The organism is Kitasatospora sp. NPDC092948, from assembly GCF_044754805.1.
Lineage (GTDB): Bacteria > Actinomycetota > Actinomycetes > Streptomycetales > Streptomycetaceae > Kitasatospora.
In genome coordinates this window covers 1-15821 of record NZ_JBIVPU010000023.1, presented here as the reverse complement: position 1 = coordinate 15821, position 15821 = coordinate 1, and the positions used below count along the sequence as shown (strand labels likewise).

Sequence of the window (15821 nt, the reverse complement as noted above, 5' to 3'; positions counted from 1 at the left end):
CCATCGGCACGCGATCGCCGGGAGGCGAATGTGCGCTCTCCAGTCATGCCCATGACGCGTCTTGCGGCAGCGGCCTCGCTGCTCGCCCTCACGGTGACGGCGCTGCCGGCGACCAGCGCAACGGCGGCGACCCCGATGCAGGTCTACGGCGCCTGGCACTGCAGCAACGACGCCTGCACCTGGGCGAAGGTCCGGGACATGGAGGAGTTCGACGCCGCCAACCACTGGCTGATCGACCGCGGCGACGGCCGGCCCTCGGTGAACGTGGTGGTGCTGAGCTTCGTCAACCCGCTGCGGCTGCTGAACGGCACCACCGACGCGGGGGACGCCGCGGGCGTCCCGGTGGGCATGAACCAGCAGGTGGTGGACTACTTCACGGCCCACGGGATCCGGGTGATGCTCTCCATCGGCGGCATCACCTACACCGGCGACTGGGACTCCGCCCTGGCCCAGAACGGCGCCCTGCTCGGCCGGCGGGCGGCCGCGCTGGCCGCAAAGCTGGGAGTGGGCGTCGAGATCGACTACGAGAACAGCAACAGCCCGAACCTGACGGGCCTGCAGGCCTTCGTCGACGCCTACCGCTCGGCCCACCCGTACGACGCCTCGGGCGCCGACCCGACCGCGCGGCTGACCATCGACGTCGCGGCCGGCGACCGCTGGCTGAGCGGCATCGACCAGTACGCCACCGCGCACTGGCTGACCACCGGCAATCCGGTGCTGGACTACGCCAACGCGATGGTGCCGAACAAGCAGCCCTCGGCGTCCACCGCGACCGCCAACTGGCAGGAGCACCTGGACGGCAAGCCGACCTACAGTCCGCCGATCCCGCCGCTGGCGCCCGCCAAGTTCACCGGCAGCCTGTACATCGCGGAGGGCTCGCAGGTCCGACCGGAGTGCACCAACTTCGCCAACTCGGTGCAGAACGCCACCGGCAGCTGGGTGCAGAACGCCGCGCCGCACGGCGCGGGCACCAGCGCGGGCCTGCTGGGATTCATGTTCTGGGCGGCCGAGAAGCCCTCCACCCGGGGCGTGACCACCGCGCCGCCGAACAGCTGCGAGGGCGGCGTCGGCGCGGGGGCCACAGCGTTCTCGGTACCGGTGCCGATGCCGCCACTCCGGCAGAGCTGAACCACCCCGAGCCACCCCGAGCCACCCCGAGCCGGCCCAACCCGAGCCGAGCCGAGCCGCGCCGCGCCGCGCCGCGCCGACGAGCCAGCCCGACCCGGCTCGACCCAACCCGCCCGGCCCGAGCCGGCGGCAGCCTCGCGGGGTCGGTCAGCCTTCCTCGCCCGTCAGGCGCTGGACGGTGCCGGCCTCGCCGCTCTCCCGCTGCCAGGCGACGACGAGTTCGTCACGGGTGCCGAAGCGGACCAGGTGACGGCCGACCACGTCCTCCAGCTGGGCCAGGTTCTCCTCGGCGCCTTCGACGGCGAGCAGCAGCGCGCCGTCCTCGGCGGTGAGCTCGGCCTGCCCGGCGCCGAAGACGAGCGAGCCGCGTCCGGTCTCCTCGGACCACTCGGCGGGGACCTTGCGGCCCATGTGGGCGGTGAGTTGCTTGGCGTAACGGCCGGGACGGTCGGTGGCGACACGGGCGGTGGAGCGGGCCATGACGGAACTCCTCGGAGCGCGAATGACTTAGGCTGCCCTAAGCTACGCGATTAGTGAGCCAAGCTCAACATCCTTTCGAACCGTGTCCGTCACCCGACCGGCCGCGGACCGGCCGACCGCTACCCTGTGCGCATGACCTCCCCCGGCCCCGCCGACACCGCCGCGGAACTCGCCGACGCCCTCACCCGGGCGATGAAGCGCATCCGTCGGCGGACCATGCAGCGGCTGGAGCCGTACGGCATCACCCCCGCCCAGGCCCGGGCGCTGCGCACGCTCGCCCACGCGCCCGGCTGCGAGAGCGCCGAGACCATGCGGCTGAGCGAGCTCGCCGAGCGCCTGCACATCGCGCCGCGCTCGGCGACCACCGTGGTCGACGCCCTGGAGGAGGCCGGCCTGGTGGCCCGCACTCCCGACCCGGTCGACCGCCGGGCGGTGCGGCTGGTGCTGACCGCCGCCGGGCACGGTGCGCTGGAGCGGATCTCCCAGGTCCGGCACGAGGTCGCTCAGCAGTACTTCGACCCGGTCAGCCCTGCCGAACAGGACGCCCTGCTGCGGGCTCTTCGGCACGCCGAGGAAGCCTACGAAGCCGGGCCCACGCCGTAGCGGGCACCGCGCCCAGCCCGATCCCAGCGATCACCAGCACCGTCGCCGTGCCCGCCGCCGGACTGAACCGCTCCCCCAGCAGCAGCGCCGCGGAGGACATCCCGAACACCGGCACCAGCAGCGAGTACGGGGCGACCACCGAGGCGTCGTAGCGGCGCAGCAGGTGGCTCCAGGCGACGAACCCGAACAGCGTGGAGACCAGCCCGACGTACAGCACCACGCCGATGCCCGCCCAGCTGATGCCGCGCAGCGCGGCCCAGTCCGCGGTCGGGCCCTCGACCAGCAGGGACAGGCCGAGCAGCGGCAGCGGCGGCACCGCGGAGACCCAGACCATCCAGCGCAGCGCGTCCGGCGGGGCGGCCCTGCGGGTCAGCACGTTGGCCAGGCCCCAGGCCGCGGCGGCGCCGATCAGCAGCGCGAAGGCGCCGACCGGTCCGTGCACGCCGTGGTCGACGGCGGCCAGCGCGATGCCGGCGAAGGCCAGGACGAGGCCGACCGTCCGTACGGGGGCGGGCCGTTCGCACAGCAGCGCGGCGGCGAACAGCGCGGTGAACCCGGCCTGACCCTGAAGGACCAGCGAGGACAGTCCGGCCGGCATTCCGGCGTGCATGCCGAGGAACAGCAGCCCGAACTTCACCACCCCGAGCACCGTCCCGACCGCGAGCACCCAGCGCCACGCCACCCGGGGCGGGCCGACGAAGAACACCGCGGGCAGCGCCACCACGGCGAAGCGCAGTGCGCAGAACAGCAGCGGCGGAAAGTCGTGCAGACCGACCTCGATCAGTACGAAGTTCAGGCCCCAGACGGCAGCGACCAGTACGGCCAGGGCGACGTGACGGGGCCTCATGGCGGACGAGGGCGAAGCGGAAGTCGGCATGGTGCGAGGATCGCCCGCCACAACCGTTCAGCACCAGCGACAGTTTCTCAAGCGGACCGTTTAGCATTGCTGCATGATGGATCTGGGACGCCTGCGCGCCCTGCACGCGGTCGCCGTGCACGGCTCGGTCGGCGGCGCCGCAGCGGCGCTCGGCTTCACCCCGTCCGCGATCTCCCAGCAGATCGCCAAGCTCGAACGCGAGACCCGTACCGTGCTGCTGGAACGCCACGGCCGGGGAGTCCGACTCACCGACGCCGCCCGCGGGTTGGCGGACACCGCGCAGCGGGTGCTGGCGCTGGTCGAGCAGGCCGAGGTGACGCTGGAGGAGCATCGCGGCCGGGCCACCGGGCGGCTGCTGGTCGCCGCCTTCGCCACCGCCTCGCGCGGCCTGCTGCCCGGCGTGCTCGCCGAACTCCAGGACGAGTACCCGGAGTTGGAGGTCAGGCTGCTGGAGAGCGACCCGTACCCGGCGGCCGAGCTGGTGGCCCGCGGCGAGGTGGACCTGGCGGTGGTGCAGGACTGGGCGTCGGTGCCGCTGCCGGTGCAGGACGGCGTGAACCGGCTCGACCTCGGCACCGATCCGGTCGATCTGCTGCTGCCGGCCACCCACCCGCTGGCGGCGCTCGACGCCGTCCCGATGACGGAGCTGCGCGGTCAGCGCTGGACCAGCGTGCCCCCGGGCAACATCTGCCACGACTGGCTGCTGCACACCATGCGCGAGATCGGCGAGGAGCCGGACGTCCGCTACCAGGTCGGCGAGTTCGAGAGCCAGATCGCGCTGATCGCGGCCGGCCTCGGCCTCGGCCTGGTCCCCCGCCTGGCCCGCGGCCCGCTGCCGCCCGGGGTCGCCGCCCGCCCGGTCACCCCGCAGCCGGTCCGTCGGGTGCACGTCCTGTGGCGCACCCAGACCTCGCGCCGCCCCGCCGTCACCGCCACCCTGGACGCGCTGCGCCGCCACTGGGCGGCGCTGGCCCTCTGAGGGCCCGCCGCTACGTCAGCCCGACCACCAGCCACATGGCCCCGACGCCCAGCAGGGTGCAGGCCAGGGTGGTGCGCGAGGGGTGCGGGCTGTGCGCCTCGGGCAGGATGTCGGAGGTCGCCAGGTACATCAGGAATCCGGCGAAGAACCCCAGGTACAGCCCGAGCAGGTGGTCGGGGATGGTGAACAGCAGCGTGATCGCCGCGCCCACCACGGGCGCGGCGGCGTCGGCCGCCAGCAGGGCGAGCGCCCGCCGCCGGTTGTTCCCGTACAGCCGGGTGAGCGTGTAGGTGTTGAAGCCGTCCGCGAAGTCGTGCGCGACGACGGCGATGGCGACCACCGCGCCGACCGTGGTGCCGGCCTGGAACGCGGCGCCGATCGCGAAGCCGTCCATCACGCTGTGCAGCACCAGCGCGGACGCGGCGGCCAGCCCGACGCCCTGTTCGCGGTGCCGGTGCCCGGGTCCGTGGCGGTGTCCGTGGGTGTGGCTGTGCGCGGCGTACTCGCCCTCGTGGCCGCGGTGGATGGCGACGGCCCGTTCCACCACGTGGATCAGCAGGAAGCCGGCGGCGAACATCAGCAGCGCCTCGGGCACGCCGTGGAGTTTCTCGGGGGCCTGTTCGATCGCTTCGGGGAGCAGGTCGAAGGAGACCACGCCGAGCATCAGCCCGGCGGCGAGGCCGAGCACCAGGTGGCGGCGGTCGCCGGTGCGCTGCGCGACGAAACCGCCGACCAGCGTCATCAGGAAGGCGCCCGCGGCGACCAGCACGGCGGTCAGTTTCGGCCTCCCCGCTCGCACCGGGGGCCGGACGGCTGCGCGGACCGCTGCCCACGGCTGCCCAGTCGTCCGGCCCGGGCCGGTCGGTACCGAGCCCTGGAGCTCACTGTGCAAGCCGCGCCGTCGCCGCGCCGCCCGGCGGACCCGTCGGGGTGACGGAGCGTCAGCTGTCCCCGGAGGCGCGGTAGACGGCGGCGAGCTGCGGCGCGCCCTGCTCGGCCCAGCCGGCGCCGAGGGCGGTGACGTCGAGTTCGAAGCCGCTGGCCAGCACCATCAGCGGGCGGCCGTCGGGAGCGAGCCGCCAGGTCGAGCCGGGGATCCGGCGGCGGATCACCGTGCCGAGGTACAGCCCGGCGTCGGTGCCCAGCCACTCGGAGACCTGCGGGTCGTCGCGCCAGCGCGGCAGCAGCTGGTCGAGCGCGGTCAGCGAGTCGACGGTGTCGTCGAGCCGCACCCCGGCGGCGTCGGCGAGTTCGCGCAGCAGGCCGCACTCGGCGTACATGTCGGCCATCGCCCACTCGCGGTCCTGCTCGGCCAGGTACCGGTCTGCCTGCTCGGTCGGGCGTCCGCCGTCGCGACCGCCGAGGTGTCCGTTCTCCACGGCCCAAGCCTGACACCTCGAACGGCGGAACGACAGGACGCCGGACGGGACCCGCCGAGTCCTGCTGACCGGCCGTCAGGCGGTGAGCGGCAGCTCCAGGTGGGTGAGGGCGAGTTCGCGGATGCCCTGGCCGTCGACCAGGTGGATCCGCCGGTGACGTTCCTCCGTCGTCAGGTCGATCGCCTCGTCGCTGAACTGGCCGCAGGTCATCCGCAGGCCCCGGTCGGCGCCCTCCTCGCGGACGGCCTCGGACAGCGTGGCGATCTCCTCGGCGGCGACGGGCGCCGGCCCGCGGGAGGCCCACACCACCCAGCGTCCGGGCAGCCGGCTGTCGGGTCGGCCCTCGGCGGTGGCGACCAGTCCGGCCGGGCCGCGCAGCCGCACGCTCCAGTCCTCCAGGCCGCCGGCGGTGAGCACCGCCCGGACCAGCAGGGCGAATTCGGCGGGCGAGAGTTCGCCGAGCGCGGGCACCGCGGCGTCGGCGGTGCCCCACGGCACCACCGCCTCGTCCGCGTACGGGTCGGGGGTGATCACGGCGGCCAGCGCGCGCAGCCGCAGCAGCGACTCGTCGTGCTCGGCGTCCGCGTACACGCCGTCGTCGCCGAGGTGACCGGAGTCGGGGACCAGCCGGGTGCGGGCCAGCGCGTCGCGGTCGGCGTCCACGCTGAGCAGGCAGCGCGGGGGTTGTCCGGGCAGTCGCAGCCAGCCGTTCAGCACGACGCCGGCCAGCACGTCGTCGGTGTCGACGGCGTCGGCGGCCTGCAGGGCGCGCAGCGCGAGGCGGGCGGCCAGCCGCAGGTAGTCGGCGCGGACGTCGGCGTCGGGGCGGTGGACCGGTTCGACGGCGCCGTCCTCGGCGAGCCGGTAGCCGGACAGCGCGGGGACGGTGTCCAGCGGCGGCAGGTCGAGATCGAGGACGGCGGTGCGGGTCATCGCCCGGAACACCGCGCGGCAGGGGGCGGGCAGGTCGCGGGTGGAGCCCTCGGCGGCGGCCAGGGCGCGTTCCAGCAGCGACTCGACGGCGGCCGGCTCGGCCTGCCGGTAGGCGCGGCGGCACTCCTCCAGGCTGTCGTTGTACTCCCGGACGGCCCGGGCCCGGGCCTGCTCGGCCTCCTCGTGGGCCTGCCGGGCGGCGATCGCGCCGCTGTCGACCAGGTCGGCCTGCCGGGTCCGCCACTCGCGCAGCGCGCGCTGGTGGAGCAGCCGGGCCTGGGCGAGTTCGCGCTGGTAGCCGGAGTCGAGCAGGCGGCGCGAGCGCGGCTGGTCGGGGTCGGTGTCGGCGGGCTCGGCGGGGGCGAAGTCGGCCCAGGCGGGCTCGGGTTCGGCCTCCGGCACGGCGTCCGGGTACGGCTTGGGCCGGTAGCTGCGCAGCTGGCTCTCGAAGTCCATCGCGGAGACCGGCTGGGCGGCGCGGCGCAGCAGGTCGGCGAGGCGTTCGTGGTCGGCCTGCACGGCGAGCGAGCGGTGGTGGGTGAGCGCGGCGGCCCGGCCGTGCGCGGCCACCGGGTCGTCCGCGGCCGCGGGTTCGAACACGACGGCGGGTTCGGAGGCGGGCGCGGGCACCGGGGCGGGCACGGCGGGGGCCGCAGCGGGTGCGGCGGGGACGGCAGCGGGCACGACAGGGGCGGGCGCGACGGGGACGGGCTGCGGGCTCTGCGCGGCGGGCGGCTCGTGCCCGGCAGGCGGCTCGTCCTCGTCGGCGCCGAGGTCGCGGAACAGCGAGGCGAGGAAGCCCGGTTGGAGCACCGTGGCAGTGCCGTCGGCGCGGCCCTCGGATGGATGCTGCATCGGCGGTCGTTCCCCCTGCTCGTCCGGCGCACGTCGGAGGCCGCCGTCGGCGGACCCGCTCAGCATTGTCCCCCGTTCGGCGCTCCGGGTCAGCCAACCGCTCGGGTTTGGCCGACCGTTGACGCAGGATCAGCTGTCCCACCGGGCCCGGGCGGGGCCGACGCGGGGTCGGCCCCGGGGAACAGCGGCCGGGCGGGGCGGGTCAGTTGGTGCGGGTGTTGGTCAGGTGCAGCCCGATGTAGCCGACGTAGATCCGGCCACTGCCGGAACAGTCGTCCAGGTAGTGCACCCGGGGTGCGGTGCCGCCTCCGCCGATCCGCAGGTGGGCGCCCATGAAGGCGCGGCAGGAGGAGTCCACCACGGCGGGGACGGGCAGCATCCGCTGGCGCTTCCACTTTCCGTGGCTGGCGACGGTACGGGACTCGCCGCGGACCGCCTTGCGCGGCGGGAAGCGGTGGCAGCCGGGCGGGGTGTGCTCGCACCACTGCTTGAAGTCGCCGCCGGCCTCGCCGCGCACGGCGGCGTCCGCGTACTCCTGGAGCGCGGTCAGGCCGTCCCAGGTGAGCCGGGCCCAGCCGGGGCCGTCGGCCTGGCCGTCCAGGGCGAGCGTCTCCTTGCTGTCGCCGGTGAACTCCAGCAGCGGGAACTCCCCGAAGCGGTCGACGAGTTCGCCGAAGCTGGCCGGGCCGGCCCCGCAGTGCGGGCGGCGCGGCGGACGGGGCGGCTCGATCCGCAGCCGGCAGCGTTCCAGCCGGACCGCCGGGTGCGCGGGGCGTTCGGGCGCCTTGCGGACCTCCGGCGGCAGCCACAGCTGCGGGACGGCGTCCAGCGGGGCGGGCAGCGCGAGTGCGGCGGCCACCCGGCGCGGCTCACGGGCCAGCAGGGCGGCGGCCCGGCGCAGGTTCTCGTCGATCCGCTGACGCGGCAGCACGGGGTGCCGGGCGGCGTCGGCGCGGGATGCCGGGTCGACGTCGGGCAGGAAGGTGCGGACCGCGCCGCCGTACACCTTGTGGTACTCCAGGGCCAGGTTGAACCGCGGCAGCGCGGCGTGGCCGAGCACGTACATCGAGGCCAGGCCCGGGAGTTGGCGCAGCAGCGGGCCGAGCACCAGTTCCTGCCACTCCTCGATCGGCACCGCGGGCGGCACGCTGACCACCACGGTCGGCAACTGCCGTTCCGGGTCGCACAGTTCGTCGATCAGGTCGTCCAGGTCCGCGGGGCCGAGCACCCGCGGCGCGACCGCCAGCGGCACCGGGCCGTCGGCGGCGTCCAGCAACGGCAGCAGCCGGCGGACGAGTTCGGGAACGGGGACCCGGCCGTGGCCGGTCGCCGCGGGCCCGGAGGGCAGGTGTTCGGCCTCGACGCGCAGCCGGGTCGGGCCGTCGGCATCCTCGGAGGCCAGTGTGAGGGTCAGTTGGTCGGTGCCGTGCGGAGCGGGGGTGCGCAGTCGGCGGCGGCTGTAGCGGGCTTCGGGGCCGCGGCCGGGCAGTGGTCCGCCGTCGCGGTCCAGCAGCACCCGGTCGCCGAGCCGTAGTCGCTCCGGCGGGGCCCCGTGCTCCCGGGGCGGGGGCTCGTCGTGGCCCTCCGCCTTCAGCCAGGCGGCGAGCAGATCGTCGACGAGGGCGGTCGTGTCGTGGTGCGGGCGTGGTGTCGCGGCCGTCAGCCGATAGGGCGGCTGGGCGTGGTCGGTGGGCATTCGCGGAACCTCCCGAGGTGCGGTGCTGGGGTCTGCGAGTCCTCCTTCCGGTGCCGTGCCGAATCGCGGTGTCCTGTCCAGGAGACGAAGTGACCCGGAGTGAAAGTTCCTTCTCCGTCCGGGGTTCCTTCGTTCGAGTGTCATCGGACGGCAACCGGAACTCCGGTCGCGCCGCCTCTGCTACCCGCCCGCCGACAGGTGATGCAGCGTCCCCCCAACGCCCCGTCGACGCGGAAAAATTGGCCGAAAAACGACTGCCCTCCGGGCCCCGGCCCAGCTGTCGAAACGCTCGGACGTCGACGGCTCGGACGTCGACCGCTCAGACGTCGACCTCGACGAAGGTCCGCCCGGCAGGCTGCGCACTCGCCGAACCGCCGGTCGCCTCGGCCAGCCAGGTGTGGAACTCCGTCACCTCCGGCTCGGGGACGCCCACTTCGATCCGCACCCCGTCCGCCAGGTACTCCAGCCCCGCCACCGTGTACCCGGCCGCCCGCAGGTCGTTCTCCAGCCGCCCGGCCCGGGTGTGGTCCACCGCCACCGACAGCAGCGCGACCGGCCGCCGCTCCAGCAGCCCGATCTCGTCCAGCGCCTCCGACACCGCCGCCCCGTACGCCCGGACCAGCCCGCCCGCACCCAGCTTGATCCCGCCGAAGTACCGGGTCACCACCGCGACCGTGTCGGTCACCCCGCGCCGCCGCAGCACCTCCAGCATCGGCACCCCCGCCGTCCCCGCCGGTTCCCCGTCGTCGCTGGACCGCTCGCGCGGCTGCTCCTCCCCCACCACGAACGCCGTGCAGTTGTGCCGGGCGTCCCAGTACTGCTTCCGGATCGCCGCGATGAACGCCTGCGCCGCGTCCTCGTCCGGAACCCGGGCCAGGTGGCAGATGAACCGGGACTTCTTGATCTCCAACTCGTGGCTGCCATCGCCCCGGACGGTCAGGTACGGCTTCGGGCTCGGCTCGGCCATGACGCTGGTGCTCTCCGCTGTCGCTCTCCACCCGGCGCCGCACGGCGGCCACCGGTCTCGCCGCCCAGCCTAGGCCCTCCGTCGGCGAACACCCGGACCGCGCCTGCTCAGCGGCCCGCCAGGGCGTGCAGGGCGGCGCGGTCCAGGCCGGTGCGGGCGGTGATCTCGGCGGGGTCGAGGGCGCCGCAGTCCAGGCCGCGCAGCAGCTGTCCGCCGAGCGCGCGGACCGTGGCGGGCTCGTCCAGGACGGCGCCACCGGACTTGGCGAGGTACCCGACGAGCCGGGCGCACGCGGCGTCCAGGCCCTCGCGGTGGAAGGCGTACACCGCGGCATAGCGGGTGGGCAGTTGGGCCGGGTGCAGGTCCCAGCCCTGGTAGTAGGCGCGGGCCAGCGCCCGCCGGACCAGCCCGTGGTGCAGCCGCCAGGCCGCGTGCACCTGCTCGGCCGGGCCGGTGGGGATCACATTGGTCGAGCCGTCGGAGAGCCGGACGCCGGTGCCGGCCGCGGCGACCTGCATGACGGCCTTGGCGTGGTCGGCGACCGGGTGGTCCGAACTCTGCTGGGCCGCGCCGACCCCGCAGGCCGCGCTGTAGTCGAAGGTGCCGTAGTGCAGTCCGGTGGCCCGGCCCTCGGCGGCGTCGATCAGCAGCGCGACGGTGGCCCGGCCGTCCGGGCCGAGGACGGCCTGGGTGGTCTCGATCTGGATCTCGAACCCGAGCCGCCCGGCGGGCAGCCCGGCCCGCCGCTCGAAATCCGCCAACAACCGGGCCAGCGCGGTGACCTGCGCGGCATGGCTGACCTTCGGCAGGGTGAGCAGCAGGCCCTCGGGCAGCCCGCCCTCGGCCAGCAGGGTGCCCAGGAACAGCTCCAGGGTGCGGATGCCACGGGCCCGGACGGCGGCCTCCAGACACTTGGTCCGGATGCCGAGGTACGGCGGCGCGCTGCCGTCGGCCACCGCCGCGGCCACCAGCTTCGCGGCCCGCACCGCCGCGGCGTCCTCCTCGGCGTCGGGGCGCGGGCCGTAGCCGTCCTCGAAGTCGATCCGCAGATCCTCGATCGGCTCGCGCGCCAGCTTGGCCCGCACCCGGGCGTGCACGTCCGCGAGCAGCGCGTCGTCCGCCACCCCGAGCGCCTGCGCCAGCCGGCCCGGCGTCCCGGCGTGCTCGTCGAACACCGCGAGCGCCCGCGCGCCCCACTCGCGGACGGTCCGCGGCCCGAACACGTCGGCCGGCACGTACACGGTGTGCACCGGCTGCCGGGCCGACCGATCCCCCGGGTAACGACTCGTCAGTTCAGCGTCCACCGGGCCCAACAGCGCCTCCACGGCAGCTCGGGCGTCCGGCGAGAACGAGACCGGCCGGGCCTGGCCGGGCTGGGCGGACTGGGCAGGCTGGGACATCCGGGCTCCTCCACTCACCACGCGGGATCGACGGGACGGTCCGGCGAAGGTAGTGCGGCCCTGCGGAAGCGTCAATGGCCGCCCGCCGGACGAACCGGCGGACGGCCATGACACGCAACGTGATGCGCGGACGAGCTGAGGCGGCGTCAGTGCCGCAGCGCGATACTCGGCGCCGGACGGAGCTGGTCACCGTCCGCCGGGGACGGTCACTCCCGGCCCGACTCCATGTACCGCTCCTGGAGCTGGTCCCAGATCTTCTCGACGTCCTTCAGCGCCACGCCGCCGTCCGGGCGCGAGCCCGGAACACCGCGCTGCGACAGGTACTCGGCGAAGCGGCGCTCGTCCGGGTGGCGCTGGTTCTCCTCCATGTAGCTGACCAGTGCGTCGAAGCACTCGTCCGCGTTCAGCGGCTCCGCCCCGCCCGCGAACGGACGGCGCGCCGGCACCTCCTCGGCGGTCTGGTCGAAGGGCAGCGTCTCCGCCTCCATCATCGCGTCCAGCCGCAGCGGCCGGCCGCCGAGCCGGATCGGCTCGGCCTCCTGGTCCTGCACCAGCTGACGGCCGCTCGGGTCGACCGGCACCTGCTGCGGAGCGTGCGCGACCTGCGGCCCCTGCGGGCGGCCCTGCCCGTGCCCGTTCGCCGACACCCGCTGCCGCTCCGCCCCCGCCGGACGGTAGCCCTCCTGGTGGCCGCCCTGCTCCGGATAGCCGGGCTCGCCGTAGCCCTGGTCCGCGAAGTCCTGCTCCACGAACGCCTGCTCTGCGAACGCCTGCTCCGCGAAGGCCTGCTCCGCGAAGGCCGGCGCCGGGTAGCCGTCGGCCGGCTGGTAGCCCGACTGCGGGCGGCCCGGGCCCTCCGCGTCCTGCGGGCGCGGGGCCTTGAACCACGGCGACGCCTGGCCCGGCACGCGGGCCGTGTGCACCTGGTCGGGCTCCGCCACGTGCGAGCGCAGCGGGCGCGCCGTCCACACGTTCAGCTCCGCGGACCGGTCCACCACCGGCGCGGCCTGCGCCGCCTCCGGGTCCTGCTGGTCCCGCAGCCGCACCGCGGCCAGCTTCGCCAGCGTCGGCACCGCGACCGCCGCCGACACCGGCGGCACCGCCTGCTGCGCCTGCTGCGCCTGCTGCTGTGTCGACTGCTTCGGCTGAGGCTGCTGCGGCTGCGCGGGGGCTCCGGCCGCGGCCGGGCCCTGGGCCGGAGCCGACGCGCCGAGCTCGGCCGGACGGCCCTGCGCCACCTGGCCGGCCGCCGGGGCCGTCCGCTCCGCCTGCACCGTCTCCCCGGCCTCGACCGCCACAGCGTCGTGCGCCTGGAGCGGGCCGTCGATCCGGTCCAGCACCGTCGGATCGAGCGGCACGCCGTACTTCGCCAGCTTCAGCGGCAGCAGCGCCTGGAACGGCGCCGAGCGCCGCCAGCCCCGCCCGTACCGGAACCGCAACTGCGCCCGGTACACCAGCCGGTTCTGCTCCAGCCGCACCGTCTCGTCGTACGACCGCAGCTCCCACAGCTTCATCCGCCGCCACAGCCGGAACGTCGGCACCGGCGACAGCACCCAGCGCATCAGCCGCACCGACTCCATGTGTCGGTCCGCGGTGATCGCGGCGATCCGCCCGACCGCGTGCCGGGAGGCCTCGACCACCACCACGAACAGCACCGGGATCACCGCGTGCATCGCCATGCCCAGCGGGTCGCCCCAGGACGCCGCCGCGTTGAACGCGATCGTGGCCGCCGTCAGCAGCCACGCCGTCTGCCGCAGCAGCGGGAACGGGATCCGCAGCCAGGTCAGCACCAGGTCCAGCGAGAGCAGCACCACGATGCCCGCGTCGACGCCTATCGGGAAGGCATAGGCGAAGGTGCCGAAGCCCTTCTCCAACGCCAAGTCCCGCACCGAGTTGTACGAGCCGGCGAAGCCGATGCCCGAGATCACGCAGGCGCCGACGGCCACCACGCCCAGCAGAGCCCGGTGCGCGCGGGTAAGGGAAGGACGTGCCATTCGATGATCAACCCCTGGGACTCGGCAGCTGCCGTAGGACCTGTAGCCGCCGAGTACACGTCCCCGCCCGGGGCGCACGACCGCGGACACCGCGGAACTGATGCGCCGTTGACAGACTCGGCCCACCGGATACTACTCGCACGGCCGTTCACCCCCGTCGCCAGGCCGGACCGGCACCACACCTCCACTCGTCCGCACCACCACGGACACCACTCCGACGGGCGCTACCCGGCGGCCGGCCGCTCCGCCGCACCGTTCAGGTACGCCAGCACCGCCAGCACCCGACGGTTGCCGTCGTCCGTCGGCGCCAGCTCCAACTTCCCGAAGATGTTCGCGATGTGCTTGGCCACCGCGCCGTCACTGATCGTCAGCCGCGCCCCGATCGCCGAGTTCGAACACCCCTCCGCCATCAGCCCCAGTACCTCCCGCTCCCGCGGCGACAGCCGCTGCAACGGCTCCGAACCCGCGTTGTGCTGGAGCAGTCGGCCGATCACGTCCGGATCCATCGCCGTCCCTCCCGCCGCCACCCGCCGCACCGCGTCCACGAACTGGTCCGCGTTGAACACCCGGTCCTTCAACAGGTAGCCCACCCCGCCCGTGCCGTCCGCCAGCAACTCCCGCGCGTACAGCTGCTGGACGTGTTGCGACAGCACCAGCACCGGCAGACCCGGTATCTCCCGACGCGCCGCCAACGCCGCCTGCAGCCCCTCGTCCGTGAGCGTCGGCGGCAACCTGACATCCACCACCGCGACGTCCGGCCGCTCCGACAGCAGCGCCGCCAGCAGGTCGGGCCCGGTCTCCACCGCCGCCGCGATGGTGAACCCGTGAACCTCCAACAACCGTGTCAGGCCTTGGCGAAGGAGGTAGAGATCCTCGGCGAGGACAACGCGCACGGCAACTCCATCGTGATGGTGGTCGGCCCGCCCACAGGACTGTCGAGCGAGATCACTCCGTCGAACGTACCCAACCGCCTCTCGATCCCCCGCAACCCACCGCCCGTCTCCAGCCGCGCACCCCCGTGCCCGTCGTCCGTCACCACCACCCGCAGCCGGCCCGCCCGATGCAGCACATCCACCCAGACCTGCCGGGCCCTCGAGTGCTTCGCCGCATTCGCCAACAGCTCGCTCACGCTGAAGTACACCGCGGTCTCCAACGACGCCTCCGGCCTGGCCGGCAGACTCACCGTCACCTCCGTCGACACCGCCGCCGTCAGCGCCAACTCCCGCACCGCATCCGGCAGACCGCGCTCCGCCAGCACCGGCGGATGAATGCCCCGGACCAGATCCCGCAGCTCCTGCAACGCCTTCGCCGAGGACTCCCGCGCCTCCGCCAGCAACTCGAGTGCCGCCGCCTGGTCGCTCGTCATCAGGTGCTCGATCGTCCCGAGCGTCAGACCTATCGCCACCAGCCGCGCCTGCGCACCGTCGTGCAGATCCCGTTCGATCCGCCGCAACTCCGCCGCCTGGGCGTCCACCGCGTCGGCCCGAGTCTCCGTCAGATGTGCCACCCGTTCGGACAGTTGGGCGCGGCTCTGCTGCGGTGCGCCGCCAAGCACCCGGCACGCCACCTCGTTGTGCGTCCGCACCGCCCACGGCATCGCCAGCAACCCCACCACCATCATGGCGCCGCCAAGGAGCGCAGAGATCAGTACGTTCGTCAGGTGGTTGTAGATCCCGAAGAAATGCCGCGGATCCAGCTGCACCGTCAGCACGAACACCAACCCGCCCCACACCAGCGCCATCGGCACACCCAGCAGCACCACCACCGCAGCCGGATTCGCCAACAGCCACAGCCCCTCCCGCCGCACCTGCCGATCCCGCACCGCCCACTGCACGAACTGCACCAGCCGCGCCACCTCCAGCCGCCGGTGGTACGACACCCCCGTCCACCAGAACCCGCGTGCGTCCTGCTCCAGTGCCTCCCGCCGCGAATACACCACCCGCCAGGGCTCCCCCGAGGCCCGCTCCACCCGTTGCCTCGTCCACGCCGCGCCATGCCGCACGAACCAGTACAGCGCCGACGCTCCGGCCACACCTGCGCACGGCCCCGCGACGAACGGCGCCAACGGGCCCTCGTCGAACAGGCGGACCACCGCCAGCCCCGTGACCAGCGCCGCCACCAACGGCACCACCGGCCCCCCGGCTGCCGACACCGCCATCACCACACCCTGCCCGAAGGCCTGGCGCCCCGCCCGCACCCGCTCCCCCACAACGGACCTGACGGCCCCACCGCCGAACCACACTGTCGTCGCCAAGGTCCACTCCCCGAGAGTTGATCGCCGTCCCCAAGAACGCTCTCAGTCTCTCCCCGGGCCCCCGGCCGGCACATTGGCCGTGCCACCCGTCTTTCAGGTGGACCTAACTCCACCCCATTCGTTGGCCCCTGCTGCAGGGGAACGCGAAAAAAGCCCCCCGCCGAAAGGCGGGGGGCTTTTTCTGAATAATTGTTCGGCGGCGTCCTACTCTCCCACAGGGTCCCCCCTGCAGTACCATCGGCGCTGTGAGGCTTAGCTTCCGGGTTCGGAATGTAA

Annotated in this window: 14 protein-coding genes and 1 rRNA gene; 3 read left to right on the top strand and 12 right to left on the bottom strand. The window is 74.2% G+C overall.

From position 1 onward, the window contains the following. Positions 1-51 precede the first annotated feature (51 nt). A complete protein-coding gene (locus ACIQF6_RS34950; protein ID WP_400902621.1) occupies positions 52-1128 on the top strand; it encodes a hypothetical protein in 1077 nt (358 codons plus the stop codon). Between the two features lie 147 nt (positions 1129-1275). Here ACIQF6_RS34950 and ACIQF6_RS34945 read toward each other — a convergent pair whose 3' ends face one another. Next, positions 1276-1608 (bottom strand): DUF2218 domain-containing protein, encoded by a 333-nt coding sequence (locus ACIQF6_RS34945; RefSeq protein WP_400902619.1) that lies wholly within the window; start codon positions 1606-1608, stop codon positions 1276-1278. Between the two features lie 132 nt (positions 1609-1740). On the opposite strand from ACIQF6_RS34945, the gene ACIQF6_RS34940 reads away from it, so the two are divergent. Then, the gene (locus ACIQF6_RS34940) at positions 1741-2211 is read left to right on the top strand and encodes a MarR family winged helix-turn-helix transcriptional regulator (RefSeq protein WP_400902616.1); all 471 of its coding nucleotides are present in this window, start codon (positions 1741-1743) and stop codon (positions 2209-2211) included. Here the strand turns inward: ACIQF6_RS34940 and ACIQF6_RS34935 are convergent. After that, the gene (locus tag ACIQF6_RS34935) at positions 2132-3058 is read right to left on the bottom strand and encodes an EamA family transporter (RefSeq protein WP_400902613.1); all 927 of its coding nucleotides are present in this window, start codon (positions 3056-3058) and stop codon (positions 2132-2134) included. The genes ACIQF6_RS34940 and ACIQF6_RS34935 overlap by 80 nt on opposite strands. A 103-nt stretch (positions 3059-3161) precedes the next feature. Between ACIQF6_RS34935 and ACIQF6_RS34930 the strand changes: the two genes are divergently transcribed. Continuing rightward, a complete protein-coding gene (locus ACIQF6_RS34930; RefSeq protein WP_400902611.1) occupies positions 3162-4067 on the top strand; it encodes a LysR family transcriptional regulator in 906 nt (301 codons plus the stop codon). 10 nt (positions 4068-4077) lie between these two features. Here the strand turns inward: ACIQF6_RS34930 and ACIQF6_RS34925 are convergent, their stop codons facing one another. From ACIQF6_RS34925 to rrf, 10 genes are all read right to left on the bottom strand, one after another. Beyond that, on the bottom strand, positions 4078-4809 hold the full coding sequence (locus ACIQF6_RS34925; protein WP_400902725.1) for a ZIP family metal transporter: 732 nt from the start codon (positions 4807-4809) through the stop codon (positions 4078-4080). A 199-nt stretch (positions 4810-5008) separates the two neighbouring features. Then, positions 5009-5446, bottom strand: coding sequence for a DUF6278 family protein (locus ACIQF6_RS34920; protein WP_400902608.1), 438 nt, complete (start codon positions 5444-5446; stop codon positions 5009-5011). Positions 5447-5521: 75 nt separating this feature from the next. Continuing rightward, positions 5522-7234 (bottom strand): restriction endonuclease, encoded by a 1713-nt coding sequence (locus ACIQF6_RS34915; protein ID WP_400902605.1) that lies wholly within the window; start codon positions 7232-7234, stop codon positions 5522-5524. A 202-nt stretch (positions 7235-7436) separates the two neighbouring features. Beyond that, entirely contained in the window at positions 7437-8930 is a 1494-nt protein-coding gene (locus ACIQF6_RS34910; RefSeq protein ID WP_400902603.1) for a hypothetical protein, read from the bottom strand. 319 nt (positions 8931-9249) lie between these two features. Continuing rightward, entirely contained in the window at positions 9250-9897 is a 648-nt protein-coding gene (locus tag ACIQF6_RS34905; RefSeq protein WP_400902601.1) for a YigZ family protein, read from the bottom strand. Between the two features lie 107 nt (positions 9898-10004). Then, positions 10005-11297 carry a DUF6986 family protein gene (locus ACIQF6_RS34900; protein WP_400902598.1) on the bottom strand — a complete coding sequence of 431 codons (1293 nt, stop codon included), beginning with the start codon at positions 11295-11297 and terminating at the stop codon, positions 10005-10007. Between the two features lie 206 nt (positions 11298-11503). Beyond that, entirely contained in the window at positions 11504-13291 is a 1788-nt protein-coding gene (locus ACIQF6_RS34895; RefSeq protein ID WP_400902595.1) for a DUF2637 domain-containing protein, read from the bottom strand. Between the two features lie 224 nt (positions 13292-13515). Further along, a complete protein-coding gene (locus ACIQF6_RS34890) occupies positions 13516-14184 on the bottom strand; it encodes a LuxR C-terminal-related transcriptional regulator (RefSeq protein WP_400902593.1) in 669 nt (222 codons plus the stop codon). Beyond that, positions 14136-15545 carry a sensor histidine kinase gene (locus tag ACIQF6_RS34885; RefSeq protein ID WP_400902590.1) on the bottom strand — a complete coding sequence of 470 codons (1410 nt, stop codon included), beginning with the start codon at positions 15543-15545 and terminating at the stop codon, positions 14136-14138. The genes ACIQF6_RS34890 and ACIQF6_RS34885 overlap by 49 nt, the downstream gene beginning before the upstream one ends. Positions 15546-15736: 191 nt before the next feature. Beyond that, positions 15737-15821 (bottom strand): 5S ribosomal RNA (gene rrf / locus ACIQF6_RS34880); the annotation flags it as partial.

What these genes read in the sequence shown, in the direction of transcription:
- ACIQF6_RS34935 (WP_400902613.1), bottom strand. Translation starts at nt 3,058, where the DNA reads ATGAGGCCCCGTCACGTCGCCCTGGCCGTACTGGTCGCTGCCGTCTGG.
- ACIQF6_RS34910 (WP_400902603.1), bottom strand. Translation starts at nt 8,930, where the DNA reads ATGCCCACCGACCACGCCCAGCCGCCCTATCGGCTGACGGCCGCGACA.
- ACIQF6_RS34900 (WP_400902598.1), bottom strand. Translation starts at nt 11,297, where the DNA reads ATGTCCCAGCCTGCCCAGTCCGCCCAGCCCGGCCAGGCCCGGCCGGTC.
- ACIQF6_RS34945 (WP_400902619.1), bottom strand. Translation starts at nt 1,608, where the DNA reads ATGGCCCGCTCCACCGCCCGTGTCGCCACCGACCGTCCCGGCCGTTAC.
- ACIQF6_RS34950 (WP_400902621.1), top strand. Translation starts at nt 52, where the DNA reads ATGACGCGTCTTGCGGCAGCGGCCTCGCTGCTCGCCCTCACGGTGACG.
- ACIQF6_RS34915 (WP_400902605.1), bottom strand. Translation starts at nt 7,234, where the DNA reads ATGCAGCATCCATCCGAGGGCCGCGCCGACGGCACTGCCACGGTGCTC.
- ACIQF6_RS34930 (WP_400902611.1), top strand. Translation starts at nt 3,162, where the DNA reads ATGATGGATCTGGGACGCCTGCGCGCCCTGCACGCGGTCGCCGTGCAC.
- ACIQF6_RS34925 (WP_400902725.1), bottom strand. Translation starts at nt 4,809, where the DNA reads ATGACGCTGGTCGGCGGTTTCGTCGCGCAGCGCACCGGCGACCGCCGC.
- ACIQF6_RS34895 (WP_400902595.1), bottom strand. Translation starts at nt 13,291, where the DNA reads ATGGCACGTCCTTCCCTTACCCGCGCGCACCGGGCTCTGCTGGGCGTG.
- ACIQF6_RS34905 (WP_400902601.1), bottom strand. Translation starts at nt 9,897, where the DNA reads ATGGCCGAGCCGAGCCCGAAGCCGTACCTGACCGTCCGGGGCGATGGC.
- ACIQF6_RS34940 (WP_400902616.1), top strand. Translation starts at nt 1,741, where the DNA reads ATGACCTCCCCCGGCCCCGCCGACACCGCCGCGGAACTCGCCGACGCC.